We start from the raw sequence: 25,922 nt of genomic DNA on the forward strand, positions 1-25,922 counted from the left end.
CCTGCGGCACGCGTGGTGGCTCGATGCAGTGCGAACCACCCTACGTTCACGACACCTGTAGGGTGGACAACGTCTTTCTTGTCCACCATCGCAGCCGCTAACCGGCCTCGGCCCAACCCCGATACACATAGGTCATCGGCCTCGGGCCCTTCAGGTAGCCGCTGTCCAGCTCGCGGATGGCGAAGCCGGCGCGCTTGAGCAGGCGCGGAATATCCCGGTCCAGATGACAACCGCCGGCCAGCGGCTTCCAGCACGGCGTCAAGCGCCCCTGCCAGCGCGCCACCCGGGCATCCGGCGCCAGGCCGTGTTCGGCGAACAGCAGCCGCCCGCCGGGCTTGAGCACCCGGCGCATCTCCTCCAGCGCCGCCGCCACATCGGGGATGCTGCACAGCGTGAAAGTGCAGACGATGCTGTCGAAGCGATCGTCCTGCGCCTGGATCTGCCCCAGCTCCAGGGCCAGCATTTCCACCGGAATGCCGATCCCCGCCGCCCGCCGCTGCGCCATCGCCTGCATCTGCGCCGCCGGATCGACGCCGACGATGCGGTTGACCCGCGCCGGATCGTAGAAGCCCAGGTTCAGCCCGGTGCCGATGCCGATCTCCAGCACCTCGCCCTGCGCCTGCGGCACCAGCTGGCTACGCAGTTTCATCACCTCGCCCATGCCGCAGGCGTAATCGATCAGGTGCGGCAGCAGGTAGCGTTCGTAGAGGTTCATGGCAATCCCCTGGGGCGGGTTGGCGGTGGCCTGAGCATGGACCGGCCGCCGGGTGTGTCACAAGTCCTGCGCGCGCGGTTGCCATCATGGCATTTGGCCGGTAAAAAGCCGGCAGCGGCATCCAACCACAGGGATCATCAGGGAGCAGTCATGGGCAGGCAGGTAGCGGTTCTGGGTCTGGCGGGCGTTATCGCCCTGTGCAGCGGCGTGGCGCAGGCCGCCGCAGGCGACAAGATGTTCTCCATCGGCGGCTCGCTGTACTGGATCGATGTGGATGCCACCCACGTCACCACCATGGATTTCACGGGTGGCTCCATCGTCGGCACCGCCGCCTTCAGCGACAACGTGGCGGTGCGCGGCAGCATCTACGGCGCAGCCTGGGATGTGGATGACGAGCTGGAAGTGACCGGCTACGACACCCAGCTGTTGATCGGCGCCAACCTGAAGGGCGAGGGCTTCAAGTACTACGTGGCGCTGGGGGTGTTCGACGAGCGCATCGGCCTGGCGGGCGATGATGTCGATGACAAGGAGCGCTTCCGCGGCGCGCAGCTGGGGGTGGGCTTCGGCTACAACTGGCCGCAGGTGGCGCTCGACTACACCCTCAACGTCCGCTCGGCCGATGACTATGCGGACTTCGTCGAGGAGAGCGGCATGATGCAAGTGGCTGGCGCGCGGCGCTCCGAGGTGACGGCCACCGCGACCTCGCTGGCACTGTCGCTGCGCTTCTGAGACCGGGCTATCTGGGCCACCCGCACGACGGTGGCCGGGAAAACGCCGGCCGCTCTACCTTGGCCGCTGACGCCTGCGGATCAAGCGTCGTCGCCTTCCGCGCCGTAGGCGTCGTAGCAGCGCACCCAGTACTCCTTGCCGTCCTGGGTCACCACCCACAGGTCTTGCTCTTCGTCGTAGCGCGCGGCCAGCAGTTCGGCGTGGCTGAAGGCCCAGCACAGTTGCTGCTTGCCTTCCAGGGCGCGGACTTCCAGTTCGATATCATTGTCGGCCTCGACTTCGTACAGGTCGAACTCGAAGGCGTGCAGGCCCTCGACTTCCAGCATGTCGGCCTGTTCCAGGGCGTCGATCAGGGTGCGGCTCATGGGTGCTCTCGTGGCGGTGTTAGAAGGCCGCCATGATGCGCCCGGCGCTGCGGCCGGGCAAATGGTGCTACAGGGTGTCCACTTCCAGCGCCTCTTCTTCCGGCTCGCCGCGCAATTGGCGCACATAGGCCCGCCAGTGATCCAGCACCGCCGAGGCCGGGCCGAGCTGCGGCTCGGACGGCTCGTGACCTTCCGCCTGCTCGCGGGCCGACACCGCTTCGTAGGCCAGGGTGAAGGCCGCCTCCAGGTCATCGGTCTCCTGCAGGGCCTCGGCATACAGGGCCTGGCCGAAGTAGGTGTATTCGTTTTCCTCGGTGCAGCCGAACGAGGCACGGTCGGCGCGGGCGGCGGTCATCAGCAGGGTGCGCTCGTCGAGCAGCGGTTCGATGAAACCGCCGGCGTAGCAGGCGGAGATCACCAATACCTTGTAGCGGTCGGCCAGCGGTAGCAGCAGCTCGTTGAGCTCGCCGGCGGTCAGATCGAACAGCTCCAGGCGCGGCAGCTCCAGCTGCAGGGCATGCTCCGGCGAGCCGTGGCTGGTCAGGTGGATGAACACCAGGTCCTCGGGACCGCTGCGCTCGGCCAGCCGCTGCAGGGCGCGACGCAGGTTCTCGCGGGTGGCCAGCACGCGATCGGTCAGGTGGTCGCGGTGATTGACCAGGACCAGTTGGCCATGCGCGCCGAAGCGTTCGCGCAGCAGCTGCGAAACGCTTTCGGCTTCACGCAGGAATACGCTCTGCTGGCCATCGCCAGCCAGGGTCAGGCTGTACAGTTCCATCGCCGGGGTGGAGCCGGGCAGCGCGTCGAGGGCCTCTTGCAGCAGGCGGCCCTGTTCCAGCAACGCGCGCTCCAGCGGGTCCGGCAGCGGCTGACCGTCTTCCTCGAACAGGCGCTGGCCACGTGCCCAGGTGCCGCTCAGCCGCTGGCCGCCGGCGAGGGTGAGCACGCCCTGGCCGTCGAAGCGGCCGTCGACCACGTCGCCCTGGTACTGGTTGCCCTCGGGGCTCTTGTATTCGGTGCGGCCATGGGGCTGGCCGTCGCGGAACTGGCCGTTCCAGCGCTCGCCGGAGGCCAGGGTCAGCATGCCTGCGCCGTGGAAGCGGTTGTCGCGGAACTCACCGATGTACAGGGTGCCGTCGGCGCCCTGGTACTGGCCTTTGCCCTGCAGCAGGCCATGCTCGAACTGGCCGCTGTAGCGGCCGCCATCGGCGTCGTGACGCACGCCCTGGCCGTGGATCTCGCCGTCCTTGAACAGACCCTGGTAGCGGCTGCCGTCGCTCCATTCCAGCTGGCCCAGGCCGTGGTAGTGGTCGTCGCGAAACTCGCCGCGATACTGCCCCTCTGGGGTTTCCAGCTGGCCCTGGCCGTGCAGGCGTCCGGCCACGAGCTCGCCGTGGTAGCGACTGCCATCTGCGTAGGTGAACACGCCCACGCCATGGAACAGGCCGTTGACGAAGCTGCCACTGTACGTGTCGCCGGAGGCGCCCCGCCAGGTGCCCTGGCCGTGGTACAGGCCCTCGCGGAACTCGCCTTCGTAGAAGGCACCATTGGCGTATTCGAGGCGTCCCTCGCCGTGCAGGCGGCCTTCCAGCAGCTCGCCGTGGTAGCGGCCGCCATCGGGCAGCAGGGCATCGGCGGCCGGCGTCGGGGTGCGGGCGTCGCAGGCAGTCAACAGCAGGACAAACAGCAAGGGCAGGGACAGGCGCATGTCGATTCCACTTTGCCATCATTCATGGGGAAGCGGGGAGTATGCCGTATACGGGGCGGCCACGCCTATAATGCGCGGTCCAGATAATGAGGTGGCTCAATGTTGGTATTGCGCGGACTGACCTGGCTGATCCTGTTCCAGCTGCTGGGTACGGTATTGAATGTGTTGCTGTTGCCAATCCTGCCCGGGCCGATCATCGGCCTCCTGCTGCTGCTGGGCTTCCTGGTCATGCGCGGCGAGGTGAGCGAATCGCTCAACCAGGGTTCCTCCCAGTTGCTGCGTTTCCTGCCGCTTTTCCTGATTCCGCCGGCAGTGGGCGTGATCGTCTATGCCGAGGCGCTGGCCGCGGACTTCTGGGCCATCGCCGTGACCCTGGTGGTATCGCTCGCCGTGTCCATGGCCTTCGCCGGCTGGTTGATGCAGAAACTCATCGACCGCCAGCGGCGCAGGGAGGGTGACGCATGAACCTGGACTTCTCCGCCGCCTGGCAGGCGCTGATCCACCATCCGCTGTTCGGCCTGGGCATCACTTTGGCGGTCTACCAGCTGGCGGTGATTGCCTACGAGCGCACCCGCTGGATCTTTCTGCAGCCGGTGCTGTTTTCGATGGTCGTGCTGGTCGCGCTGCTGCTGCTCAGCGGTCTCGACTACGGCGAGTACAGCGCCAGCGTGTCGCCGCTGATCCTGCTGCTCGGCCCGTCCACCGTGGCGCTGGCGGTGCCGCTGTACCTCAACCTGCGGCGCATCCGCCAGCTGCTGGTGCCGATCCTGGTGACCCTGCTGGTCGCCGGGGTGTTCGCCACCGTCTCCGGCGTGCTGCTGGCCTGGCTGCTGGGTGCCGAGCGGCTGGTGCTGATGACGCTGGCGCCCAAGTCGGTGACCTCGCCGATCGCCATGCTGGTGGCCGACGAGATCGGTGGCGTGGCGGCGCTGGCGGCGGTGTTCGTGATGATCACCGGCGTGCTCGGCGCGATGTTCGGCCCGGCGCTGCTCGACCTGTGCCGGGTGAGCCATCCGGCGGCGCGCGGCATGGCCATGGGCATGACCGCGCATGCCGTGGGCACCTCGCGGGCCCTGCAGGAAAGCGAGGAGTGCGGCGCCTTCTCGGCCCTGGCCATGAGTCTGATGGGCGTGGCCACCGCCGTGCTGCTGCCACTCCTGGTGGCATTGATTGTCTGAGGCGAGACAGGAGGGTGCGCCGATGACTCTGCCGCTGTTTCCGCTGGATACCGTGCTGTTCCCCGGCTGCAACCTGGATTTGCAGCTGTTCGAGCCGCGCTACCTGGACATGCTCAGTGCCTGCCTGAAGCGCGGCGAGGGGTTCGGCGTGGTGACGCTGCTCGAGGGGGCGGAGGTCGGGCCGGCGCCGCGGGCCTATTCCGAAATCGGCTGCGAGGCGCTGATCCGCGATTGGCGGCAGCAGAGCAACGGCCTGCTGGGCATCCGGGTGGAAGGCGGGCGGCGTCTGCGGGTGGACAGCGCCCGTGTGCAGGCCGATCAACTGACCCTCGGCGAGGTCTGCTGGCTGGCGGAGGGCGCCGATGCGCCGCTGGGCGAGGAGCACGCAGATTTGCGTCAGCTGCTGCAGGTGCTGGTGGAGCATCCGCTGGTGGCCGCGCTGGACATGACGGCGGCGGTGCACAGCTACGGGGCACTGGCCGACCGGTTGGCCTACCTGCTGCCGTTCGACAACGCCCGCAAGCTGCGCCTGCTCGAATGTCTGGACCCTCGGCAACGCCTCGAGTTGCTGGACGCCTGGCTGGAGGCGCTGCAGGAGGGGTAGGGTGGACAACGTCTTCCTTGTCCACCATTGGCCTCAGCGCCGAACCTGATGGCGTGCCTTACGGGGCGGGCTGGTATCGATACAGATCGAACGCCGCCGGCAGCTCCCAGGTGGCGATGCCGCCGAGCAGCGCCAGGCAGGCCGGCAGGATCAGCCACCAGGCGCGTGCCGGCAGCGCGGGCATCGGCGCGCGCCACTGCAGCGCGGCCAGGCTGGCGCCGCACAGGGTGGCCGCCAGCAGTGCGCCGGCGATGACGTCGCTTGGCCAGTGCACCCCGAGATAGACCCGCGACAGGGCAATCAGCGTGGCCGGGATGCAGGCCAGCAGCAGCCAGGTCAGGCGCAGGCGGGGTGGCTGGCCGCGGCCGGCCAGCACGCCCAGGCAAAGGAAAAAGGCAAAGGCCGCCGAACTGTGGCCACTGGGGAAGCTGTAGCTGCTCAGCGGTTCGAGCAGCACATCCGGCCGCACGCGGGCAAACAGCGCCTTGAGCAGGCCATTACCCAACGCAGTGCCCAGCAGGGTGCCGATGGCCAGGGCCAGCGCCCGCCACAGGCGCAGCAGCGCCAGCAGCACGCACAGCAGCACGCCGCAGTACAGCTGGGTGCTGAAGTCGCCGAGCCGGGTGACGAGCACCATGGCGTGGTCCAGCCCGACACTGCGCACGCTCTGCACCAGCGCCAGCAGCCCCTGGTCGAAGGCCGCCAGCCAGGGCCAGCCGACCAGCAGCGCCGTCAGGCACAGCATGCAGGCCCAGGCGGTCAGCGGCGTGGCCAGGCGCTGGCGGCGCAGGCTGAGCTGCACCGCCAGCGCCAGCAGCAGGCCGAGGGCGGCGGCGATTACCCCACCGGACAGCCAGAAGCCCTCCGGCAGCCGCAGGCGCAGGGCCGCGCCGGTCGCCCAGCCGGGCAGCAGGTACGCCACCGCCCAGCCGGCGGCAGCCAGCATGCTGATCAGCCAGAAACGCAGGAACGGCATGTCCAGCATGCCGGCGATCATCGGCAGCATGGGTCGCAGCGGGCCGATGTAGCGCCCGAGCAGCAGGCTGGTGGCGCCGTAGCGCTGGAAATACAGTTCGGCGGTCACCAGCCATTCGGGGTGCTGGCGCAGTCCGGGCAGACGCCGGATGTTCTGGTGGAAGCGCCGGCCCAGGGCGTAGGACAGCAGGTCGCCGAGCAGCCCGCCGGCGTAGCCGAGCAGCAGCACCTGCCACAGTTCCAGGGCGCCGCCGCCGGCCAGCACGGCGACGGCGAACAGCAGCACCGTGCCGGGAATCAGCAGGCCGACCACCGCCAGGCATTCCAGGCAGGCCGCCAGGAAAATCGCCGCCCCCAGCCAGTGCGGGTTCAGGCTGAGCCAGAGGTTGAGGCTGTCGATCCAGGCGTCCATCGCGGGCCCTTCGGGTTTGCAGGGCGCGAATGATAGCAGCCGTCAGTCCACTCGGAATGCCTGGGCGGCGCCCTGCAGCTGCTGCGAAAGCGCCAGCAGCGCCTCGCTCTGTGCATGGGCGCTGGCGATGCGTTCCAGGTTGGCATGACCGAGCCGGTGCAGCTCGGCGCTGTGGCGGTGGATGCGGCCGATCCCGGCCGATTGCTCGGCGGTGGCCGCCGCGATGCGCTGGGCCATCTGCACGCTGGCGCGGATGCCGTCGACCACCGTCTGCAGGGCGCCGTCGGCGCTTTCCGCCTGGGCCGCGCTGTGCTCGGCCTGTGCCACCTGGCTGTGCATGGCCTGGCGCGCCTGTTCGGCGGCCTGCTGCAGCTGGCCGATGCGTCCGCGAATCTGCTCGGTGGCCTCGGCGCTGCGCCGCGCGAGAGCGCGCACCTCGTCGGCGACCACGGCGAAGCCGCGGCCGCTGTCGCCGGCGCGGGCTGCCTCGATGGCGGCGTTCAGCGCCAGCAGGTTGGTCTGCTCGGCGAGAGCGCCGATCACGTCCAGCACCTGTTCGATCGCCGCGCTCTCCTCGGCCAGGCGGGCGATGCCCTCGGCATTGCCGCGCACCGCCTGTACCAAGCTGTGCAGCTCCTGCAGGCTGCGGTCGATCACTCGCTGGCTTTGCTGGGTGGCCTCACCGGCCTGGCGGCTGGCCTCGGCGGCCTGGTCGGCGTCGCCAGCCACCTGCTGGATGCTCTGTTCCAGGCTGCCCAGGGCTTCGTGCACCTGGCTGTCACCTTCGGCCTGGCGTTCGGCGCTGCCGTGCAGCGCCTGGCTGAGTTCGGCCAGACTGCGACTGCTGGCGTCCACTTGGGCGGCGTGCTGGCGCAGCGTGCCGACCAGCCCGGCCAGGTAGTCGCGCAGGCGATTCAGCGAGCGGCCGATGCGTTGCACCTCGCCCAGCCAGGAGCGCAGGCTGACCGGACGGGTGAAGTCGCCTTGCGCCCAGTGCTCCAGGGCGCGCTCCAGGGCGGCCAGCATCCGCGTGAGGTGGCGTTGCAGGGCGTAGGTGAGCAGCGCGGCGAACAGAATCAGGGCGATGGCGATCACCTGCAGCGTGCCCACCTCGGCCTGGATGCGCCGCTGTTCGCCCCGCACCAGCGGCTCCAGTTCGGCGAGGGCGGTGCGCAGCGCGGCGATGCGCGCCTCGCTGGTGTCGCGCAGTTGCTGGCGTTGCAGGATCAGCCCGCGGGTGCGCTCGAGCTCGGCCGGGTAGCGCTGCACCAGGCTGGCCAGCTCGCGCTTGAGGGCGATGCCGCGGTCTTGGCGAGCCGCGCTGTCCGTGCCGTCCTCCAGGCCGAGCAGAGCGGCGAAGGCGTCGTTGGCGGACGCGCTGTCATCGCTCACCCCCAGCAGGGGCAGCGTCTGCACGGCGTCGATCGCCCGTTGCAGGTCGGTGAGCGCTGGCGGCACCTCGTTCAGCAGGCCTTCCCGCCCGCTGGCCAGTAACTGAGTGCGGGTCAGGCCCAGGCGCTGCAGGTGCAGCGCCGCCTCCAGCAGGCGCGGTGGATAACCGCGGGCCAGACGCTCGTCGCCCTGTTCGGCGTACTGCGCCAGCTGTTGCAGCGCAGCGCTCATCTCGCGCTCGGCCTGGCTGAGCAGGCCTTGCGGATCGCCAGCCAGCTTGCCGGCCGCCAGCAGGTCGCCATCGGAGAAACGCCGCAGGGCCTGCAGGCTGGGGCGCAGGTCGTTGCCCAGGGCGGTGGGCAGGCCTTCCAGCTGGCGGTCGAAATGCGCCAGGGCGTCCTGTACCGCACGATGGCGCAGCGCGTCGCCGCCATCCAGGTAACCGCCGATCTCGCCGGTCAGTTGCTGCAGGTGCTGGGACAGCGCCAGGTACTGGCCCATCAGCTGCTGCGGGCGCTCCAGGGCGCGCTGCGACCACCAGAGGGTGGCGCCGAGCACCAGGCAGACGGCCAGCATCAGCAGGGTGATGGACGGGGTGAGCAGCTTCAGACGCATCGGAGCCTCGCGCGCAGAGGGGCGGAACTGGCGGCAACGTATGGCATTTTGATGACAAACGTGTGAACGGCGCCGAAGGGCGACGCAGCTCGCAAAAAGTTCGGCCGGCAGGGCGGGGCGGTTCCCGATATAGTGGTTCGCAACCGTGCCTCGAACAGCAGAAGGACATCGCCATGCTGGACTGGAAAAACCGCAACAGCGGTTCAACTTCCCCGCAAACGCCGCCCCGTGCCCGTCGCAGCCTGTCCGGTGGCTGGCTGGGGCGCAGCCTGGCCATCCTGCTGGGCGTGCTTTTGCTGATCAGTTGGGTGGTCGGCTGGTACTGGAGCCGTGAGCCTGCGCCCTTCCCGGTGCAGCAGCATGCCCAGGCGTCCGCCGAGGGCGCGCAGCGCCAGCTGGTCCTTGGCTACACCACGGTGGAAACCCTGCGCCGTGTGGCCGGCACCCTGCTCGACAAGCCCGGCGGCTACCTGAGCAACGACATCGCCCCGCCCGGCCTGTGGCTGGACAACATGCCCAGCTGGGAATACGGCGTGCTGGTGCAGGTACGCGACCTGTCACGCGCCCTGCGCAAGGACTTCGCCCGCTCGCAGTCGCAGTCCACCGAGGACCCGGACCTGTCCAAGGCCGAGCCGCTGTTCCACTTCGACAACAAGAGCTGGGCGCTGCCGGCCACCGAGAACGAATACCGCCAGGCGATCCGCCACCTGGACAGCTACCTGGCCCGGCTGTCCGATCCCAACCAGCAGAATGCGCGTTTCTTCACCCGCGCCGACAACCTCAACACCTGGCTGGGTGATGTGGCCACCCGCCTGGGTTCGCTGTCCCAGCGCCTGTCGGCGAGCATCGGCCGGGTACGCCTGAACCCCGAGGAAGGTGCCCAGCAGGTCCGTGAGGAGCGTGTGGAGACGCCCTGGCTGCAGATCGACAACGTGTTCTACGAGGCGCGCGGCCAGGCCTGGGCGTTGTCGCACATGCTGCGCGCCATCGAGGTGGACTTCGCCGACGTGCTGTCCAAGAAGAACGCGCTGGTCAGCGTGCGGCAGATCATCCGCGAGCTGGAGGCCGCCCAGGAACCGCTGTGGAGCCCCATGGTCCTCAACGGCAGCGGTTATGGCGTGCTGGCCAACCACTCCCTGGTGATCGCCAACTACATCTCGCGCGCCAACGCGGCGATCATCGACCTGCGCAACCTGCTGAGCCAGGGCTGATGAGCATCACACCGGAGGAGCATGCCCACCGCCAGGCGTCCGATCTGGAACTGGTGGCCTGGGTGGACGAGGAGGACCGCCTCCTGGGTTCGCTACCGCGCGCCGAACTGCGCGCGCGCGGTTGCATCGGTCGCTGTACCTACATCCTGCTGTTCAACAGCGCCGGCGAGCTGTGCGTGCACCGGCGCACCCTGAGCAAGGCGCTGTACCCCGGCTTCTGGGACGTGGCCGCCGGCGGCATGGTCGGCCCCGGCGAGGGCTATGCCGAGGCGGCCGCACGGGAGTTGCACGAGGAACTGGGCATCATCGGCGTGCCGCTGCGCGAGCACGGGCGCTTCTTCTTCGACGAACCGGGCAACCGTCTGTGGGGGGCGGTGTTCTCGGCGATCTCCGACGAGCCGCTGCTGCTGCAGCCGGAGGAGGTGCAGGAAGCGTGCTTCATGCCGGTGTCCGCGGTGCTGGCGCACAGTCAGCACGAGGCCTATTGTCCGGATTCGCTGGAAGCGCTGCGGCTGTTCCTGCGCTAGGTCGGGCCGGGGCTTTCTCGCTAAACTGCGCGCCCCGCGCTCTACCGAGGAATCGTCGTGGCCAAGAAACTCACTTCGCTGTCCGCCCTGGGCGGGCTGGTCTATTCCACCGATGGCGGTCGTCACTGCCCGGACTGCAACCAGCCGCTGGATGCCTGCGTCTGCAAACAGGTGGTGGTGCCCGAGGGCGACGGCGTCGCCCGCGTGCGCCGGGAAACCAAGGGACGCGGCGGCAAGACCGTGACCACCGTCAGCGGCGTGCCGCTGGCCGGTGACGAGCTCAAGGACCTGGCCAGCGCATTGAAGAAGCGCTGCGGCTGCGGCGGCGCGCTGAAGGACGGGGTGATCGAGATCCAGGGCGACCATGTGGAGCTGCTGCTGGGCGAATTGCTCAAGCGCGGCTTCAAGGCCAAGAAGTCCGGCGGGTAGCCGAAACGCGGTGGAGCCGGCGCCGTTCGCAACCTTCCCAACCCGCCGCCAAACTGGCAGGCTCGGGTCGAATTCACTACATCGAGAGGCAGCCCATGGCACGACGTACACGCAAGGACGACGGCAGTCACTGGACCGCGGCCGACAGCCGGAGTGTCTACGGCATCCGCCACTGGGGCGCCGGCTACTTCGCCCTGAATGACGCCGGCCGCGTCGAGGTCCGGCCCAGGCGCCTGGAGGCGCACGGCATCGATCTCTACGAGCAGGTGCAGCAACTGCGCGAGGGCGGTCTGCAGCTGCCGCTGCTGCTGCGCTTCCCCGACATCCTGCAGGACCGCGTGCGCCAGCTCACCGGCGCGTTCGATGCCAGCATCGCCCGGCTCGACTACCAGAACCGCTACACCGCCCTGTACCCGATCAAGGTCAACCAGCAGGAAGCGGTAGTGGAGAGCATCATCGCCACCGACCACGTGGCCATCGGCCTGGAGGCCGGCTCCAAGCCCGAGTTGCTGGCAGTGCTGGCGCTGGCGCCGAAGGGCGGCACCATCGTCTGCAACGGCTACAAGGACCGCGAATTCATTCGCCTGGCGCTGATCGGCCAGAAGCTCGGCCACAACGTGTTCATCGTCGTCGAGAAGGAGTCCGAGGTGACGCTGCTCATCGAGGAGGCCGCCGAGCTCAAGGTGCAACCGCAGATCGGTCTGCGCGTGCGGCTGTCCTCGCTGGCCTCCTCGAAGTGGGCGGACACCGGTGGCGAGAAGTCCAAGTTCGGCCTGTCCGCCGCGCAACTGCTGTCGGTGATCGAGCGCTTCCGCGCCGCCGGTCTCGAGCAGGGCGTGCGCCTGCTGCACTTCCACATGGGCTCGCAGATTTCCAACATCGCCGACTACCGACGGGGCTTTCGCGAGGCTATCCGCTACTACGGCGAACTGCGCCAGCTGGGCCTGCCGGTGGACCATGTGGACGTCGGCGGCGGCCTGGGGGTCGACTACGACGGCACCCATTCGCGCAACGCCAGCTCGATCAACTACGACATCGAGGACTACGCCGGCGCGGTGGTCGGCATGCTCCGGGAGTTCTGCGATGAACAGGGTCTGCCGCACCCGCACATCTTCTCGGAAAGCGGCCGCGCGCTGACCGCGCACCACGCGGTGCTGGTGGTGCAGGTGACCGACGTGGAACGCCACAACGACAGCGAGCCGGAGATCGACCCGCAGGAGGACTATCCGGAGTCGCTGCGCGAGCTGATCGACCTGCTCGGGCCGGGTGACCCGGAGACTGTCGCGGAAACCTACTGGCGGGCCACCCACTTCATCAGCGAGGTCGCCGCCCAGTATTCGGCGGGCAAGCTCAACCTGCAGCAGAAGGCGCTGGCCGAGCAGTGCTACTACGCCATCTGCCGGCGCCTGCACGAGCAGCTCAAGGTTCGCCAGCGATCCCACCGGGCGGTGCTCGACGAGCTCAACGACAAGCTGGCGGACAAGTACATCTGCAACTTCTCGGTGTTCCAGAGCCTGCCGGACACCTGGGCCATCGACCAGATCCTGCCGATCATGCCGCTGCACCGCAACGACGAGGAACCGCTGCGTCGCGCCGTGCTGCAGGACCTGACCTGCGACTCGGACGGCAAGATCCGCCACTACGTCGACGAGCAGAGCATCGAGACCAGCCTGCCGGTGCACGAGATGCGGCCGGGCGAGGAGTACCTGCTGGGCATCTTCCTGGTTGGCGCCTACCAGGAAATCCTCGGCGACATGCACAACCTGTTCGGCGATACCGACTCGGTGAATGTCTACCAGCGCGCCGACGGCAGCGTCTATCACGCCGGCATCGAGACTCACGACACCATCGAGGACCTGCTGCGCTACGTGCACCTGTCGGCGGACGAGCTGATGAGCTTCTACCGCGACAAGGTCTCCGGCTCCGGCCTCGGCGCCGCCGAACGCAACCGCTACCTGGACGCCCTGCGCCTGGGCCTGACGCGCTCGTCGTACCTGACCACGCCATAGCGGCGCAAACGGGTCGGCGCAGATGGAGTCGCCCCCGTCGGTCGGCGCTGTTCCGGCCGCCGGCGGGCCCCGGCACCGTGGCGACGGCGGACAAGGAAGGCGTTGTCCCCCCTACGAATCCGCTTGTCCCAGTCGCGGCCATAGCCGCCGGGCCAGCACCGCCATGCCCAGGCTGCGCAGCAGCATGAACAGGCAGAAGGCCAGCCACAGACCATGGTTACCCAAACCCTGCAGTAGCCAGCCGGCGGGTACGGCCAGCACGGCGGCGAGCAGCATGGCGTCGCGCATTTCCCGCGCCCGGGTGGCGCCGATCAGCAGGCCGTCCAGCAGGTAGCTCCACACCGTGATCAGCGGCAGCAGCGCCAGCCACGGTAGGTACTCACGAGCGGTGGCGAGCACCTCCGGCATGTCGCTCTGCAGGCGCAGGAAATGCTCGCCGGCCAGCAGGAATAGGAGGGCGAACGCCAGGCTGCCCAGTAGCGACCAGCCGCCGGCGATCACCAGGCTGCGGCGCAGGGCGACGCGATCCCGGGCGCCGATGGCGTGGCCGCACAGCGCCTCCAGCGCATGGGCCAGTCCGTCCAGCGCGTGGGCAGTGAGCAGCAGGCCATTGAGCAGCAAGGCATTGGCGGCCACCGTGGCATCGCCCAGCCGCGCGCCCTGCACGGTGACCAGGAAAAACACCCCCTGTAGCAGCAGCGAGCGGATCAGGATGTCGCGGTTCACCGCGAGCAGTGGCCGCCATTGAGACCATTGGCGCAATGGCGCCAGGCAAAACGCGCCGGTATGCCGGGCCAGCTCGCCGCGGCACAGCAACAGGCCGAGCAGCGCACCGCTCCACTCAGCAACCACCGAAGCGCGCGCGGCGCCGGCCACACCCCAGTCCAGGCCGAGCACGAACCACAAGTCGAGCAGCAGATTGAGCAGGTTGATGCCCAGCAGGATTGCCAGCGCCGCGCGAGCGTTCTGCGCGCCGAGAAACCAGCCGATCAGCGCCTGGCTGGCCAGCATCGCCGGCAGGCCGAGTAGACGGATGTGCAGGTACTCGCGGGCCAGGTCGTCGAGCGCCGTCGAGGGCGCCATCACTGCCAGGGCGGCGTCGCTCAGCGGCAGTGCCGCCAGGCCGAGCAGCACGGCCAGCGCCACGCTGAGCAGCCCGACCTGCACCAGCAACTGGCGCAGCGCCGCGCCATCGCCCCGCCCGCTGGCCTGGGCGGCAAAGCCGGTAGTGCCCATGCGCAGGAAGCCGCAACACCAGATCAGCAGGGTGTAGAGGCTGGCGCCCACCGCCACCGCGCCCAACTGATGGGTGTGGCTGAGGTGGCCGATCACGGCAGTATCCACCAGCGCCACCAGTGGCACGCTGAGGTTGGAGAGCAGCAGGGGAGCCGTCAGTGCCCAGACGCGGCGCTGGGTCGGCGCATGGCGCCAGTCATCAAGAAGGAGTCGAAACATGCCGGCCATCATACCCGCAGAGCCCACGGCAGGCGCGATGGCCCGCTGCTAGTCTGTGTAGCGTCGCAGGGTGTGGCGCGCGGTCGCGCACCCCGGAATAAGGAGAAGGGTGAGTGAATAAACGCCCGCACTGGCTACGGTTTGGAGCATCGCTGGCGCTGCTGGTCATTCTCGATGGCTTCCTGGCGGCGCGTGCGCTCAATGCCGAGCCGGTGGCCTCCGTGCAACGCCAGTTCGATGCCGCCGGCCGGGTGCTGCGCGACCAACAGGTCGATGCGCAGGGCCGTCCGCACGGTCTGTTGCGCGAGTTCTATGCCAATGGTGTGGTGCGTTATCAGGCCCAGTTCGTCGAGGGTCGCCGCGAAGGCCTGGAGAAGAACTTCCGCGAAGACGCCAGCCTCAGCCGGCTGGCCTATGTGGACGGACAGGGGCGTGAGCTGGCCAGCGTGGCGCTGCTGGCCGACGGCCGCCTGAGCAGTCTGCGCTGCGCGGACCGACCCTTGCTGGAAGGGCGTGACCGGGCCTGGTGCGGCTTCTCCGGCGAACCTAGCGAGCTGCCTCTGCACGACGAAAGCGGGCGGGTCACCGCGCGGGAGATCTGGCTGCATGGCGAGCTGCTGCGCCGCGAGGAGTACGATCGAAACGGTCGCCTGGCCAGCCTCCAACGGCGCAATGGCGATCATGACGTGCGGGTGCGCTACTTCAGCAACGGCCAGGCGCGCAGCGAGTCGTCGTTCCGGGTCGGCCAGCCGGAGGACCGGCGCGAGGGCTTCGAGCGCGAGTGGGCGCAGACCGGCCAGCTGCTGCGCGAGAGCTACTGGCAGGACGGCCAACTGCTCAGCGACAGCCAGTGGTACCTGAACGGTCGTCTGAAGGAGCGCCGCATCCTGCAGGAAGAGGAAAACGGTCCGGCGCTGATGAGGATCGAGCAGTACTGGAACAGCGGCCGGTTGCGCTACCGGGGGTCGCAGGTCGGCGGGATCAGCGTGGGCAGCCACGAGCGCTTCGACGAGGAAGGCCGGCTGCTGCAGGAGGTGCGGGTGGACGGCAACGGCATGCCGGTGCTGCGCCTGGAATACGACCCGCAGACCGGCGAGGTGCGCAAGGCCGAGCGCATCGGCCCCAACGGCCTGACGCCGCTGCCCCTGCGCCAGGAGCGCGAGGTGTTCTAGCCATTCAGTCGCGTGCGGTGCCTTCCGGCGGCCGTATCCCCGGCGGCCGGAAAGACGCCGATCGCCCTGCGCCGTGACGTGCACAAACCGTAGGGTGATCAACGCAATGCGTTGGCCACCGTCAGGCGCCACGAACGTTCGGCGAGAAGTCGGTAGGGTGGGTAACTCGCGCAGCGATTACCCACCGAGGCGGAGGGCGCCGTTACGAGCGCCGTTCGACGATGAAATTGGCCAGCTGACGCAACGGTTCGGCCGCCTCGCCAAATCCGGCCAGCGCGGCATGGGCCTGGTCGCGTAGCTCGAGCGCGTAGGCCTTGGCCGCGGGCAGGCCGAGCAGGGCGGGGTAAGTCGGCTTGTCGTGGGCCTGATCCTTGCCCTGGGTCTTGCCCAGCGTGGTGGTGTCGCTTTCCACGTCGAGAATGTCGTCCTGCACCTGGAAGGCCAGGCCGATGGCCCGGGCGTAGGTCTGCAGTGCCTCCAGTCGCAGGGCCTCGGCCTTGCCGCTGGCCAGGGCGCCCAGGCGCACGCTGGCTTCGATCAGCGCGCCGGTCTTGTGCCGGTGCATGGTCTCCAGGGCCTGCTGGTCCAGACGGCGCCCCACGGATTCCAGATCGATGGCCTGACCGCCGACCATGCCGGCTGCGCCCGCCGCACGGGCCAGCTGGGCGAACATTTCCAGGCGCAAGGTCGGATCGGCAGGGTTGCCAGACGGCTGGCTCAGCGCTTCGAAGGCCAGCGCCTGCAGGGCATCGCCGGCGAGGATCGCGCAGGCCTCGTCGAAGGCCTTGTGGGTGGTGGGCTGGCCGCGGCGCAGGTCGTCGTCGTCCATCGCCGGCAGGTCGTCATGCACCAGCGAATAGGCGTGGATCAGCTCCACGGCGCAGGCGGCGCCATCGGCCTGCTCGAGATCGCCCTGCAGCGCCTGGCAGCCGGCATAGACCAGCAATGGACGCACACGCTTTCCGCCGTTCATCACGCTGTAGCGCATCGCGCGGAACAGGCGTTCCAGCTCCGCACGCGGCGGCATGAACAGGGTTTCCAGCGCGCTATCGACCCGGCGCTGGCAGTCTTTCTGGTAACTCTCGATCATGCCTGGTCATCCGCCTCGAACGGCTCGGTGCGGGTTTCGCCGTCGCGCTCGAGCAGCATCTGTACCTTCTGCTCGGCCTGGCCCAGCGCGCCCTGGCAGTCGCGGGTCAGGCGAATGCCCTGCTCGAAGGCGCTCAGCGACTCCTCCAGCGACAGCTCGCCGCCTTCCAGCCGCTCGACCAGCTGCTGCAACTCGGCGAGGGATTGTTCGAAATCCAGGGGGGCTTTCTTGCGGGTGGCCATGACGCAGGTCTCGGAACGATAAATCGGGCGCGACACTAGCAGAGCCGGGGCCTAGCGGCAAATGGGCGTCAGGCCGCTCGGGTGGGTCTAGCCCATCGGCAGCCAAGCAAGGCGTTGTCCACCTGCGGTTAGCCTGGTCGTAGGTCGGTCAGCGTTGTTCTGGCCGCCGTCAGGTTTAGCGCGGGGCAATGGTGGACAAGGAAGACGTTGTCCACCCTACGGACGCCTCGCCGTTGGGGTGAGCGCGGATCCACGGATCGATCAGGCGTAGACCTTCCAGAAGTAGTAGAGCGTCATGCCGCCGCCGACCACCAGCACCAGGGCGCGCAGGAACTTCGGTGGCAGGCGTTCGCCCAGTGCGCCGCCGGCGTAGCCGCCAAGGGTGGCGCCGGCCAGCAGGATCACCAGTTCGCTCCAGCTCACCCGGCCGGCGATGATGAAGGTCAGGCTGGCGACGGTGTAGATCATCGCCGAGAACAGGTTCTTCAGCGCATTGGCGCGGTTGAGCGCGTGACCCTCGATGGAGAACGCCGCCAGCTGCAGGATGCCCATGCCGGCGCCGAAGTAGCCGCCGTAGATCGAGACCAGGCCGTGGCCCAGCAGCGCCGGTGCGCTGTGGCGCACCTGGTCGGCTTCGCGGCGGCGCTTGGCCAGCCAGCGGCTCAGCCAGGGGCTGGCGGCGAACAGCAGGGTGGCGATCAGCAGGAGCCAGGGAATCAGATCGCTGAACAGATCATCGCCGCTGAGCAGCAGCAGGATGCCGCCGGCCGCGCCGCCGAGCAGGCCGACCAGCAGCAGCGGCAGCAGGTAGCTGCCGAGTCCGCGCAGGGACGGGCGTGCCGCCCAGGCCCCGGCCAGGCTGGCGGGCCACAGGGCCACGGCATTGGTGGCGTTGGCGGTGACCGGCGGCAGGCCGACGGCCAGCAGGGCGGGGAAGGAGAAGAAGGTGCCGCCCCCGGCGAGGGCGTTCATGCCGCCGGCGGCGAAACCGGCGACGAGGATCAGCAGGGCATCCAGAAGACTCATGGCGGGCTCATCTTGTTTTTATGGCAATGGGGCTTAAGAAGCGTGCACCGTTATGGAGCGCAGCTATTAAGCCCGTTGTGCCTGCCATGCGCAATCGGCAGCCGGCCGCGGCCGGGCGAACAGGAAACCCTGCAGACGATGGCAGCCGTTGAGGCGCAGGAAGGCCGCCTGCCGTTCGTTTTCCACGCCTTCGGCGACCACTTCCAGACCCAGTTGCGCGGCCATGGTCAGGATGCCGCGTACCAGCGCCACAGAGCGCGGGTTTTCGGGGAGTTCGGCGACGAACTGGCGGTCGATCTTCAGGCCGTCGAAGCGGAACTTCTGCAGGTAGGTGAGCGAGGAATAACCCGTGCCGAAGTCGTCGAGGTACAGCGGCAGCCCGATCTCCTTCAGGCGGCGCAAGGTTTCCTGCACGCTGCCGTCGGACTCCAGCAGCGCGCTTTCGGTCAGTTCCAGCTCGATCAGTTCGGCCGGCGCGCCTTCCTCGGCAAGGATGCCGGTGAGGATTTCCGCCAGGTTCGGCTGACGGAAGTCCAGCGGCGAGAGGTTGACCGCCACGCGCAGCTTCAGACCCTGGGCGGACCACTGTACGGCCTGCCGGCAGGCCTGGCGGAACACCCAGCGCGACACGTCGCGGATCATGCCGGTGTCTTCGAGTACCGGGATGAACTGCAGCGGCGACACCAGGCCGCGACTCGGCGAGCGCCAGCGCAGCAGCGCCTCCACCGAGCGGGGGCGGTTGTCGTTGTCCACTTGGGGCTGGTAGTGCAGCTCGAACTCCTCGCGGGCGATGGCCAGGCGCAGTTCGTCTTCCATGCGCTGGCGCTCCTCCGCCTCGGCCGCCAGTTGGCTGTCGAAACAGGCCAGCCGGTTGCGGCCCTCGGTCTTGGCGCGTAGCAGCGCCAGGTCGGCCTGCTTGAGCAGTTCGCTGCCTGTGCCGCCGCGCCCGGTGTGCTGGGTGATGCCGAGGCTGGCGGTGATGTACAGCGAGTACTGACGGGCCTGGAACGGCTGGCGCAGGGCCTCCAGCAGGCGCTCGCCCAGCCCCACGGCGGCGGCGCTGTCGCGGCCGTCGAGCAGGAACAGGAACTCGTCGCCGCCCAGGCGCGCCAGCAGGTCGCGGGGGCTGGCGTACAGTCGCAGGCGGTCCGCCACCGCGCGCAGCAGCTGGTCGCCGATGTCGTGGCCGAGGCTGTCGTTGATGCGTTTGAAGTGGTCGATATTGAGGAACAGCAGGCTGAGCGGGCCGCCCCGGGCGAGCAGCTCGTCGAGACGGATAAGCAGGTGATTGCGGTTGGCCACTTCGGTCAGCTGGTCGAAGTTGGCCAGATGGCGCAGGCGCTGCTCGGCGCGCTTGCGATCACCGATATCGTGCAGCAGCAACAGGTGGAACGCCTGGCCGTTGCGCTCGAAAGGTGTGCAGGAGCCTTCCAGCGACAACGGCCGGTCGCCGCAGCGGACGGTGATCTCCTGCTGCTGGCGGGGCCGCTCCTGCAGCTGGCGCCAGTTCGGCTCGCCCAGCAACGCCTGGCTGGGCAGCTCGGCCAGGCTACGCAGCGAGCGGCCGAACAGGCGGCCTGCGGCCGGGTTGGCCTCTTCCACACGCCCGTCGGCATCGATGATCAGCATGGCAATCGGCGCCGCGCTGACCAGATTGCGCAGCAGTTGCTCACTGTCGCGCAAGGCAGTCTGGTTTTCGCCGAGCTGCTGGATCATCTGATTGAAGTTCTCGGCCAGGCGGCTGATCTCGTCGCGCCCGCCAACGCTGGCCTGGGCATTGCTGTCGCCACTGGCGTAGCGCTGCACGGCCGTGCTGATGACGCCCAGCCGGCGGGTCACCAGGCGGCCGTATAAAAGGTTGAGCAGCAGGCCGAGTAGCAGCAACAGACCTAGGGTCTGGGTCAGGGACATCCAGGCGTTGGAGCGGCGCTGGTCGAGATGCTGTTCGTAGTCGAGGCTGACCAGCAGGTTGTTGCGCAGCAACTGCCCCTGCGCATAGGTGTGAACCAGTGGATAGCTGGCCAGATAACGACGCTCCTGCAGCGGCTGCCATCGCGAGCGGTCGCCGCCGAGCAGGGTCTGCAGCGTGCCTGCATCGCCCAGCTGTTCGCCGGGATCCAGGCCCAGGCGACTGGCGGCGATCACCCGTTGGCGGTCGTCGATGACCATGGCCCAGCGCACCCCGGGCAGGCTGCCGAGGTCCGCCAGCACGCTCTGCAACTCGTCGGTGCGGCGCTGGCGCAGGTGATCGCTGGCGCTGCTCTGCACCAGGATGAGGATCTGCTCGGTGTAGCGCTTGAGGTCTTCCTCGGCCAGGCGCGCGGTACGCGGCAGGTGCAGGCCGATCATCAGCAGGATGTAGAGACCGGCGAACAGCCCCAGCAACAGGGGCAGGGACTTGCGCAGCGACAAGCGGGTCAGCATGCGGACACCCCGCAGTCGAGCAGGCGTTGGTAGTCCAGTGGGCCGGCCAAGAGGGCGCGTTCCAGTTGGTAGTCATGGGTCCAGTGCAGACTCTTGAGCAGCTGGCCGCTTTCGTAGAACTGCCGGTTAAGGGCCAGATCGCCCATCAGCAGGCCCTCGCGGGTCAGGCGCAGGGCTTCTTCGTCCAGGCCCAGGCGGCGCATCAGTACACCATCAATGTAATCGGGGGATTGGCGCCAGCGCGCCAGGCTTTCGTGCCAGAGGGCCTGCAGACGGCGACGCGCTTGCGGGCTGACGCGCGTGCGGTCGACCACCAGCACGTCGATGATCTCATTGGGCAGGTCACGGCTGTCCATCAGGCGTCGGGCGCCGAGCGCCTGTAAGGCGGGCCCTTCCGAGGCAAAGGTGATGACCGCGTCGAGCGTCCCTTCCTGCATCGCGCTGCGATGTTCCTGCACGGGTAGGCTGACCACGTGCAACTGATCGTGACGCAGCCCGGCGCGGTCGAGCATCCGGGCCAGAAAGAAGGCGCCCAGGGCCGAGTCCTCCACGCCGACGCGCTTGTCGCGCAGGTCGGCCGGTTCGCGCAGCGGCGGCATGCCGTAGAGCACATCGGCGCCCGCGGAAATATCCGTGATCAGCAGGATTTCCAGGTCGTGGCCGTTGGCCATTAAGCGCAGGGTTTCGTCCACGGTGAGCATGGCCGCGTCGAGCAGGCCGTTGCGAAAGGCGCGCAGCACCCCGCTGGAACTCGGATATTCCAGCAGCCGGAAACCCGAGGGTTCCAGCCAGCGCAGGTCGTCGGCGACGTACAGGGGGCCGTAACCCAGCCAGCGATTACTGCCGATGCGCAGGTCATCGGTGTTGTCGCTGCACCCGAACAGAGCGCTGCAGAGGAGGACGAGGAGACAGAGGCGACGCATAGCGAAATTCCGTTCCGCTGACTTCAGGTCATAGCCTATAGCCAAGTGCCATCATGGCGAAAGCGTTTCCCACCTCAACGACCTGCTGGCGAAGTGGCAGAACCCATTCTAATGGGCGCCACTCCGCAGGTGAGCCCTGCCAGACTGCGGCGTTGCGCCGCAAGCTTTCAGAACCAGCGATCGTTGCGTTTACGGCCGCGGGTCAGGGCCGGTAGCACCAGGCCGAGCAGCAGACCGGCACCGGCGATACCGCCGCCGTAGACCATGTAGTCCATCAGCAGCTGGTTCTTTTCATCGCCCAGGCGCTCACGGGCGGTGCGCAGGTCCGCCTGGGCCTGGGCCAGCTCCGCGCTGAGTGCCTTGCGCTGCGCTTCCAGCTCGTCGATCAATGCCTTGCGGGAGTCCAGGGTTTCCTGCATGCCCTGCACGCGGGTCTTCCAGGTGTTCTCGATGCCGCCCAGGCGCTCGCGCAGGTCGGTCACTTCCTGCTCCAGCGCAGGCAGGCGCTCGAACTGGCTGGGGCTGTCCTGCAGATCGCGGCTGGGAATCCACACGGTCTCGCCGGACTCGGTACGAATCTGGCTGTAGGTGCCCTGCGTGGTGAGCAAGGTGACCTTCTGGCCGGACTTCAGGGCGCCAACAATGCGATAGCCATCGGTGGGACCGCTGCGCACGAAGGTATTCAGGCTGTCGTTGACCCAGCGGTCGGCCGGAGCGGCCTGCACCTGGGACACGACGCCCAGCGCCAGCAGGCCGAACACGCCACCCAGGGCGCGGCGCGAAAAGGAGAGGGAGCGGGCGGAAGGATGACGGGACATGTACATACGAACTTCACATGTTGAGGAAACGGAAAGCCCGACGAACGGACCGGCGAAAAGGGCGGTTAGTCTACCCGGCTTCAATGGCGCTGCGAGTAGACCATGGTGTCCCGGGAGCGACGAGTGGCTGGGAACGCAGGAAACCGGAAAAGTTCCCGAGCAGGGATTGGGCTTTGGTCGAGCATGGTGCGCACGGCATCACCTTTTTCCGGCTCGCTATGGCAAAAGGCTTACAAGCGCGCGCTGCGTATCACTCTATGGGGCTGCCGCCCTGTCGCGCAGAATAGGCCTCGCTGCAGCACAGGATGTGCTCGGATCAAGGAAGATGGCCAGGACAGGACGTCACCCGACAGGATGTCGGATGGCCAATAAAAGAACCCGCTTCGGCGGGTTTTTTATTGGCAAAGAAATGCCGACTGTATTTCGATTTCACAGGCATAAAAAAGCCGGCCTCGTGGGCCGGCTTTCCGTTGGTGCTCCGACTTACTTCTGGTAAGCCTCGGCAGCCTTGATGATGGCGGCGCGGGCGGCATCGGCGCCTTCCCAGCCTTCAACCTTGACCCACTTGCCCTTCTCCAGATCCTTGTAGTTCTCGAAGAAGTGCTTGATCTGCTCGATCAGCAGCGGGGGCAGGTCGGTGTATTCCTTCACGTCCTTGTACAGCTGGGTCAGCTTGTCGTGCGGGACGGCGATCAGCTTGGCGTCGCCGCCGGCTTCGTCGGTCATGTTCAGCACGCCGACCGGACGGCAGCGGATCACGGAGCCCGGAGCGACCGGATACGGGGTCACCACCAGCACGTCCAGCGGGTCGCCGTCGTCGGCCAGGGTGTGCGGGATGAAACCGTAGTTGGCCGGGTAGAACATCGGGGTGGCCATGAAACGGTCGACGAACAGGCAGTCGGTGTCGTGATCGATTTCGTACTTGATCGGCGCGTGGTTGGCCGGAATCTCGATGGCGACATAGATGTCGTTCGGCAGGTCTTTGCCGGCGGGCAGGTTGCTGTAGCTCATGAAGGCGGCTCCGTGTTCGGCCGAGGTGGCCGGGGGCGAAAAAAGTGGCGGGATTATAGGGGCAATCACCGACGCGCGCTATCGAGAGGCGGGTTCCTGATAGTCGGGATGTCGTCTCTGCAGCGTACGCAGCCGGGTCAGCGGGTCCTGGCGGTAGAACAGACTCAGCTGCCGGTAGACCTCCGGGAAGGCCTCGTGCAGGAGGTCCGGCGCGGTGAAGAAGTATTCGCTGGTGACGGCGAAGAACTCGGCCGGGTTTTCCGCCGCGTAGGGATCGATCGGGGTGTGCGCGTGCGGATTGGCATCCAGGGTGGCGTTCATGGCGTCATAGGCGGACTGCAGGGTGCTGGCCCAGTCGGCCAGGCGCATGTCGCCGTGCAGGGGTGGCAAGCCGTTGGCGTCGCCGTTGAGCATGTCCAGCTTGTGGGCCAGCTCGTGGATGACCAGGTTGTAGGCGTCCCAGCCGCCGCTTTCCTGCACGCCGGGCCAGGCGAGGATCACCGGGCCGCGGTGCCAGGCTTCGCCACTGCGCGCCTCTTCATATATATGTTCGACGCCGCTGGCGTCCCGGTGCTTCTGCGGGCTGACAAAGTCGTCCGGGTACAGCACCAGCTCATGGAAGCCCTGGTACCAGTCCAGGTCGGGGAGGTTCAGCAGCGGCAGTTGCGCCTGGGCTGCCAGGCGCAGGCGCGCGAAGGCGTCCATCTGCACGCCCGGCAGGGCGGTCAGGTGCTTGGCGTGCAGGAAGAGGATGCAGCGTTCGCCAAGCAACCGGCGCTCGGCATCGTTCAGGCCGTCGAGGATCGGCAGGCTGTCGAGCACCTGTTGCCACAGTTGGTGATCGAGAGGGTGGCGGGCTAGCAGGCGGCGACGGCGCCAGGCGCGAAATGACCACATGGGAGCGGAGGGCGGCGTAATGGGAGGGCCACCTTAAGCAAGCGGCGCGGTGACGGCAAGGGGAGCCCGGCTCTGCCGGCCGATAGCCGTTGCAGAGCCTGCTCGGGAGTCCGGTATAGGCACCGGCGGATCGGGGACGCGCGCAGCCTCGTGAGCCTTGGCGTACTCCCCCGGACGGGTACCTGACCGAACCTGCCGGCGAGAGCGGCGCAAGGGTAACAGCTGTGACCGGCGGGTCAATCGATACCTTCGAACAGCTGTTTGAAAGAATCCGCCGAACGGTCATGCCGCCCCTCGTCGGCATCCGAATCGCTCTGGAACGCGCGTTCTACGCGGTCGCTCGGCGACTGACGAGGGATAGCAAAGCCGCTGCGCCTTGTATTCGACTTACGTCGTAGGTGCATTTTTTGCTCAGTCGTTAGAATGCCGCCTCAATTCCACCCCGGTAGCCAGAGAGTCCGCACATGCATACCGATCGCATCCGCCTGTCTTCTCTTCACAGCAAAGTCATGAGCGCCGAGCAGGCTGCTGCCTTGATTCAGGACGGCATGACAGTCGGTATGAGCGGATTCACCCGTGCCGGCGAAGCCAAGGCGGTGCCCATGGCGCTGGCCGAGCGCGCCAAGAAGACCCCGATGAAGATCAACCTCTTCACCGGCGCCAGCCTGGGTAACGATCTGGACAAGGTCATGACCGAAGCCGGCCTGCTGGCCCGTCGCTCGCCGTTCCAGGCCGATGCCACCCTGCGCAAGGCGATCAACGCCGGCGAGGTGATGTTCTTCGACCAGCACCTGTCCCACACCGTGGAGATGATGCGCAACAAGCAGCTGAAGAAGCCGGAAGTCGCCATCATCGAAGCCGTTGCCATCACCGAGCAGGGGCACATCGTGCCGACCACCTCGCTGGGCAACTCCGCCAGCTTCGCGCTGTTCGCCGACAAGGTCATCGTCGAGCTGAACCTGGCACACAACCCGAACCTGGAAGGTCTGCACGACGTCTACATCCCGACCTATCGCCCGAACCGTCAGCCGATTCCGCTGCTGAAGGTCGACGACCGCATCGGCACCACCGCCATCCCGGTCGACCCAGCGAAGATCGCCGCCATCGTGGTCACCAACCAGCCGGACTCCTACTCGACCGTCACCCCGCCGGACGAAGAAACCGCCGCTATTGCCAGCCACCTGATCAAGTTCCTCGAGAACGAAGTCGAAGCCGGCAACCTGCCGCGCAACCTCGGTCCGCTGCAGGCCGGTATCGGCAACATTGCCAACGCCGTGCTGACCGGCCTGAAGGACTCCCCCTTCGAGGACCTGGTGATGTACTCCGAAGTGCTGCAGGACTGCACCATCGAGCTGATCGATGCCGGCAAGATGAAGTTCGCCTCGGGCTGCTCCATCACCCTGTCCGAGCGCTGCAACGACCGCGTGTTCGGCAACATGGAGAAGTACAAGGACAAGCTGGTGCTGCGTCCGCAGGAAATCTCCAACCATCCGGAAATCGTCCGTCGCATCGGCATCATCGGCATCAACACCCCGCTGGAGTTCGACATCTACGGCAACGTCAACTCCACCCATGTGGGCGGCACCAAGATGATGAACGGCATAGGCGGTTCGGGCGACTTCGCCCGCCACGCACTGGCCATCTTCGTCACCAAGTCCACCGCGAAGGACGGCAAGATCTCCTCCGTGGTACCGATGGTTTCCCACGTCGACCACACCGAACATGACGTGGACATCGTGGTGACCGAACAGGGCCTGGCCGACCTGCGTGGCCTGGCGCCGCGCGAGCGCGCCCGCGTGATCATCGACAACTGCGTGCACCCCAGCTACCGCGACAAGCTGAACGACTACTTCGAGCGCGCCTGCGCCAAGGGCGGTCAGACCCCGCACATCCTGCGCGAAGCGCTGGAGTGGCACATCCAGCTGGAAGAAACCGGCTCGATGCTGTAAGCGCGCACCGCACGGCGAAGGCCCCGATGAGTGATCATCGGGGCCT

The 25,922-nt window shown here is 67.6% G+C and carries 24 protein-coding genes; 10 read left to right on the forward strand and 14 right to left on the reverse strand.

What is annotated here, in order from left to right; translation table 11 throughout:
• Window positions 1-97: 97 nt before the first annotated feature.
• A complete protein-coding gene (locus tag SF06_RS01315; protein WP_039559508.1) occupies window positions 98-715 on the reverse strand; it encodes a class I SAM-dependent methyltransferase in 618 nt (205 codons plus the stop codon).
• Window positions 716-865: 150 nt separating this feature from the next.
• Between SF06_RS01315 and SF06_RS17685 the strand changes: the two genes are divergently transcribed.
• The gene (locus SF06_RS17685) at window positions 866-1,444 is read left to right on the forward strand and encodes an outer membrane beta-barrel protein (protein ID WP_052199674.1); all 579 of its coding nucleotides are present in this window, start codon (window positions 866-868) and stop codon (window positions 1,442-1,444) included.
• An 80-nt stretch (window positions 1,445-1,524) separates the two neighbouring features.
• Here SF06_RS17685 and SF06_RS01325 read toward each other — a convergent pair whose 3' ends face one another.
• Both SF06_RS01325 and SF06_RS01330 read right to left on the reverse strand, forming a co-directional pair.
• Window positions 1,525-1,809, reverse strand: a complete 285-nt coding sequence (locus SF06_RS01325) for a DUF5629 family protein (protein WP_039559510.1) — start codon at window positions 1,807-1,809, stop codon at window positions 1,525-1,527.
• Window positions 1,810-1,876: 67 nt separating this feature from the next.
• Entirely contained in the window at window positions 1,877-3,517 is a 1,641-nt protein-coding gene (locus tag SF06_RS01330) for a C13 family peptidase (RefSeq protein ID WP_039559512.1), read from the reverse strand.
• 102 nt (window positions 3,518-3,619) lie between these two features.
• Between SF06_RS01330 and SF06_RS01335 the strand changes: the two genes are divergently transcribed.
• The 3 genes from SF06_RS01335 to SF06_RS01345 are packed head-to-tail and all read left to right on the forward strand — an operon-like array spanning window position 3,620 to window position 5,299.
• Entirely contained in the window at window positions 3,620-3,982 is a 363-nt protein-coding gene (locus SF06_RS01335; RefSeq protein ID WP_027590946.1) for a CidA/LrgA family protein, read from the forward strand.
• A complete protein-coding gene (locus SF06_RS01340) occupies window positions 3,979-4,695 on the forward strand; it encodes an LrgB family protein (protein WP_037009179.1) in 717 nt (238 codons plus the stop codon). Before SF06_RS01335 ends, SF06_RS01340 begins: the two co-directional genes overlap by 4 nt.
• Window positions 4,696-4,717: 22 nt before the next feature.
• A complete protein-coding gene (locus SF06_RS01345) occupies window positions 4,718-5,299 on the forward strand; it encodes an LON peptidase substrate-binding domain-containing protein (RefSeq protein WP_027590948.1) in 582 nt (193 codons plus the stop codon).
• Window positions 5,300-5,357: 58 nt separating this feature from the next.
• On the opposite strand, the gene SF06_RS01350 is transcribed toward SF06_RS01345, so the two are convergent.
• Both SF06_RS01350 and SF06_RS01355 read right to left on the reverse strand, forming a co-directional pair.
• Window positions 5,358-6,686 (reverse strand): bifunctional DedA family/phosphatase PAP2 family protein, encoded by a 1,329-nt coding sequence (locus SF06_RS01350; RefSeq protein WP_039559516.1) that lies wholly within the window; start codon window positions 6,684-6,686, stop codon window positions 5,358-5,360.
• Between the two features lie 42 nt (window positions 6,687-6,728).
• On the reverse strand, window positions 6,729-8,693 hold the full coding sequence (locus SF06_RS01355; protein ID WP_039559518.1) for a methyl-accepting chemotaxis protein: 1,965 nt from the start codon (window positions 8,691-8,693) through the stop codon (window positions 6,729-6,731).
• A 173-nt stretch (window positions 8,694-8,866) separates the two neighbouring features.
• Here SF06_RS01355 and SF06_RS01360 point away from each other — a divergent pair, with 173 nt between their 5' ends.
• The 4 genes from SF06_RS01360 (at window position 8,867) to speA (ending at window position 12,869) form a co-directional block, all read left to right on the forward strand.
• On the forward strand, window positions 8,867-9,904 hold the full coding sequence (locus SF06_RS01360; RefSeq protein WP_039559520.1) for a DUF2333 family protein: 1,038 nt from the start codon (window positions 8,867-8,869) through the stop codon (window positions 9,902-9,904).
• The gene (locus SF06_RS01365) at window positions 9,904-10,431 is read left to right on the forward strand and encodes an NUDIX hydrolase (RefSeq protein WP_039559521.1); all 528 of its coding nucleotides are present in this window, start codon (window positions 9,904-9,906) and stop codon (window positions 10,429-10,431) included. The genes SF06_RS01360 and SF06_RS01365 overlap by 1 nt, the downstream gene beginning before the upstream one ends.
• Before the next feature lie 57 nt (window positions 10,432-10,488).
• Window positions 10,489-10,860 carry a translation initiation factor Sui1 gene (locus SF06_RS01370; protein ID WP_039559523.1) on the forward strand — a complete coding sequence of 124 codons (372 nt, stop codon included), beginning with the start codon at window positions 10,489-10,491 and terminating at the stop codon, window positions 10,858-10,860.
• Window positions 10,861-10,955: 95 nt separating this feature from the next.
• Window positions 10,956-12,869 carry an arginine decarboxylase gene (gene speA, locus SF06_RS01375; protein ID WP_039559524.1) on the forward strand — a complete coding sequence of 638 codons (1,914 nt, stop codon included), beginning with the start codon at window positions 10,956-10,958 and terminating at the stop codon, window positions 12,867-12,869.
• A gap of 111 nt (window positions 12,870-12,980) precedes the next feature.
• Here the strand turns inward: speA and SF06_RS01380 are convergent, their stop codons facing one another.
• Complete coding sequence (locus SF06_RS01380) at window positions 12,981-14,324, reverse strand: MATE family efflux transporter (RefSeq protein WP_027590954.1); 1,344 nt, start codon at window positions 14,322-14,324, stop codon at window positions 12,981-12,983.
• A gap of 113 nt (window positions 14,325-14,437) precedes the next feature.
• Between SF06_RS01380 and SF06_RS01385 the strand changes: the two genes are divergently transcribed.
• Window positions 14,438-15,496 carry a toxin-antitoxin system YwqK family antitoxin gene (locus tag SF06_RS01385; RefSeq protein ID WP_039559526.1) on the forward strand — a complete coding sequence of 353 codons (1,059 nt, stop codon included), beginning with the start codon at window positions 14,438-14,440 and terminating at the stop codon, window positions 15,494-15,496.
• Between the two features lie 202 nt (window positions 15,497-15,698).
• Here the strand turns inward: SF06_RS01385 and ispA are convergent, their stop codons facing one another.
• The 8 genes from ispA to SF06_RS01425 form a co-directional block, all read right to left on the reverse strand.
• Window positions 15,699-16,586: a (2E,6E)-farnesyl diphosphate synthase gene (gene ispA / locus SF06_RS01390; protein WP_039559528.1), complete on the reverse strand. Its 888-nt coding sequence runs from the start codon at window positions 16,584-16,586 to the stop codon at window positions 15,699-15,701.
• Window positions 16,583-16,828 (reverse strand): exodeoxyribonuclease VII small subunit, encoded by a 246-nt coding sequence (locus SF06_RS01395; protein ID WP_037009183.1) that lies wholly within the window; start codon window positions 16,826-16,828, stop codon window positions 16,583-16,585. The genes ispA and SF06_RS01395 overlap by 4 nt, the downstream gene beginning before the upstream one ends.
• A 261-nt stretch (window positions 16,829-17,089) precedes the next feature.
• Window positions 17,090-17,854, reverse strand: coding sequence for a sulfite exporter TauE/SafE family protein (locus SF06_RS01400; RefSeq protein ID WP_039559530.1), 765 nt, complete (start codon window positions 17,852-17,854; stop codon window positions 17,090-17,092).
• A gap of 66 nt (window positions 17,855-17,920) precedes the next feature.
• Entirely contained in the window at window positions 17,921-20,278 is a 2,358-nt protein-coding gene (locus SF06_RS01405; protein ID WP_027590959.1) for an EAL domain-containing protein, read from the reverse strand.
• Window positions 20,272-21,201: an ABC transporter substrate-binding protein gene (locus SF06_RS01410; RefSeq protein WP_027590960.1), complete on the reverse strand. Its 930-nt coding sequence runs from the start codon at window positions 21,199-21,201 to the stop codon at window positions 20,272-20,274. The genes SF06_RS01405 and SF06_RS01410 overlap by 7 nt, the downstream gene beginning before the upstream one ends.
• Before the next feature lie 167 nt (window positions 21,202-21,368).
• Window positions 21,369-22,019 carry a TIGR04211 family SH3 domain-containing protein gene (locus SF06_RS01415; RefSeq protein WP_027590961.1) on the reverse strand — a complete coding sequence of 217 codons (651 nt, stop codon included), beginning with the start codon at window positions 22,017-22,019 and terminating at the stop codon, window positions 21,369-21,371.
• Between the two features lie 483 nt (window positions 22,020-22,502).
• Window positions 22,503-23,030: an inorganic diphosphatase gene (gene ppa, locus SF06_RS01420; RefSeq protein ID WP_027590962.1), complete on the reverse strand. Its 528-nt coding sequence runs from the start codon at window positions 23,028-23,030 to the stop codon at window positions 22,503-22,505.
• A 78-nt stretch (window positions 23,031-23,108) separates the two neighbouring features.
• A complete protein-coding gene (locus SF06_RS01425) occupies window positions 23,109-23,927 on the reverse strand; it encodes a M90 family metallopeptidase (RefSeq protein WP_039559532.1) in 819 nt (272 codons plus the stop codon).
• A gap of 464 nt (window positions 23,928-24,391) precedes the next feature.
• On the opposite strand from SF06_RS01425, the gene scpC reads away from it, so the two are divergent.
• Window positions 24,392-25,876 carry a succinyl-CoA:acetate CoA-transferase ScpC gene (gene scpC, locus SF06_RS01430; protein ID WP_039559533.1) on the forward strand — a complete coding sequence of 495 codons (1,485 nt, stop codon included), beginning with the start codon at window positions 24,392-24,394 and terminating at the stop codon, window positions 25,874-25,876.
• Window positions 25,877-25,922: the final 46 nt, after the last annotated feature.

Origin of the sequence: Pseudomonas flexibilis (assembly GCF_000802425.1) — a bacterium.
GTDB classification, from domain to species: Bacteria; Pseudomonadota; Gammaproteobacteria; order Pseudomonadales; family Pseudomonadaceae; genus Serpens; species Serpens flexibilis.

Excerpts from the sequence above, each read along its gene's own strand:
- SF06_RS01315 (WP_039559508.1), bottom strand. The coding sequence starts at position 715 with ATGAACCTCTACGAACGCTACCTGCTGCCGCACCTGATCGATTACGCC.
- SF06_RS17685 (WP_052199674.1), top strand. The coding sequence starts at position 866 with ATGGGCAGGCAGGTAGCGGTTCTGGGTCTGGCGGGCGTTATCGCCCTG.
- SF06_RS01325 (WP_039559510.1), bottom strand. The coding sequence starts at position 1,809 with ATGAGCCGCACCCTGATCGACGCCCTGGAACAGGCCGACATGCTGGAA.
- SF06_RS01330 (WP_039559512.1), bottom strand. The coding sequence starts at position 3,517 with ATGCGCCTGTCCCTGCCCTTGCTGTTTGTCCTGCTGTTGACTGCCTGC.
- SF06_RS01340 (WP_037009179.1), top strand. The coding sequence starts at position 3,979 with ATGAACCTGGACTTCTCCGCCGCCTGGCAGGCGCTGATCCACCATCCG.
- SF06_RS01345 (WP_027590948.1), top strand. The coding sequence starts at position 4,718 with ATGACTCTGCCGCTGTTTCCGCTGGATACCGTGCTGTTCCCCGGCTGC.
- SF06_RS01350 (WP_039559516.1), bottom strand. The coding sequence starts at position 6,686 with ATGGACGCCTGGATCGACAGCCTCAACCTCTGGCTCAGCCTGAACCCG.
- SF06_RS01355 (WP_039559518.1), bottom strand. The coding sequence starts at position 8,693 with ATGCGTCTGAAGCTGCTCACCCCGTCCATCACCCTGCTGATGCTGGCC.
- SF06_RS01360 (WP_039559520.1), top strand. The coding sequence starts at position 8,867 with ATGCTGGACTGGAAAAACCGCAACAGCGGTTCAACTTCCCCGCAAACG.
- SF06_RS01365 (WP_039559521.1), top strand. The coding sequence starts at position 9,904 with ATGAGCATCACACCGGAGGAGCATGCCCACCGCCAGGCGTCCGATCTG.
- speA (WP_039559524.1), top strand. The coding sequence starts at position 10,956 with ATGGCACGACGTACACGCAAGGACGACGGCAGTCACTGGACCGCGGCC.
- SF06_RS01380 (WP_027590954.1), bottom strand. The coding sequence starts at position 14,324 with ATGTTTCGACTCCTTCTTGATGACTGGCGCCATGCGCCGACCCAGCGC.
- ispA (WP_039559528.1), bottom strand. The coding sequence starts at position 16,586 with ATGATCGAGAGTTACCAGAAAGACTGCCAGCGCCGGGTCGATAGCGCG.
- SF06_RS01395 (WP_037009183.1), bottom strand. The coding sequence starts at position 16,828 with ATGGCCACCCGCAAGAAAGCCCCCCTGGATTTCGAACAATCCCTCGCC.
- SF06_RS01400 (WP_039559530.1), bottom strand. The coding sequence starts at position 17,854 with ATGAGTCTTCTGGATGCCCTGCTGATCCTCGTCGCCGGTTTCGCCGCC.
- SF06_RS01405 (WP_027590959.1), bottom strand. The coding sequence starts at position 20,278 with ATGCTGACCCGCTTGTCGCTGCGCAAGTCCCTGCCCCTGTTGCTGGGG.
- SF06_RS01410 (WP_027590960.1), bottom strand. The coding sequence starts at position 21,201 with ATGCGTCGCCTCTGTCTCCTCGTCCTCCTCTGCAGCGCTCTGTTCGGG.
- SF06_RS01415 (WP_027590961.1), bottom strand. The coding sequence starts at position 22,019 with ATGTCCCGTCATCCTTCCGCCCGCTCCCTCTCCTTTTCGCGCCGCGCC.
- ppa (WP_027590962.1), bottom strand. The coding sequence starts at position 23,030 with ATGAGCTACAGCAACCTGCCCGCCGGCAAAGACCTGCCGAACGACATC.
- SF06_RS01425 (WP_039559532.1), bottom strand. The coding sequence starts at position 23,927 with ATGTGGTCATTTCGCGCCTGGCGCCGTCGCCGCCTGCTAGCCCGCCAC.
- scpC (WP_039559533.1), top strand. The coding sequence starts at position 24,392 with ATGCATACCGATCGCATCCGCCTGTCTTCTCTTCACAGCAAAGTCATG.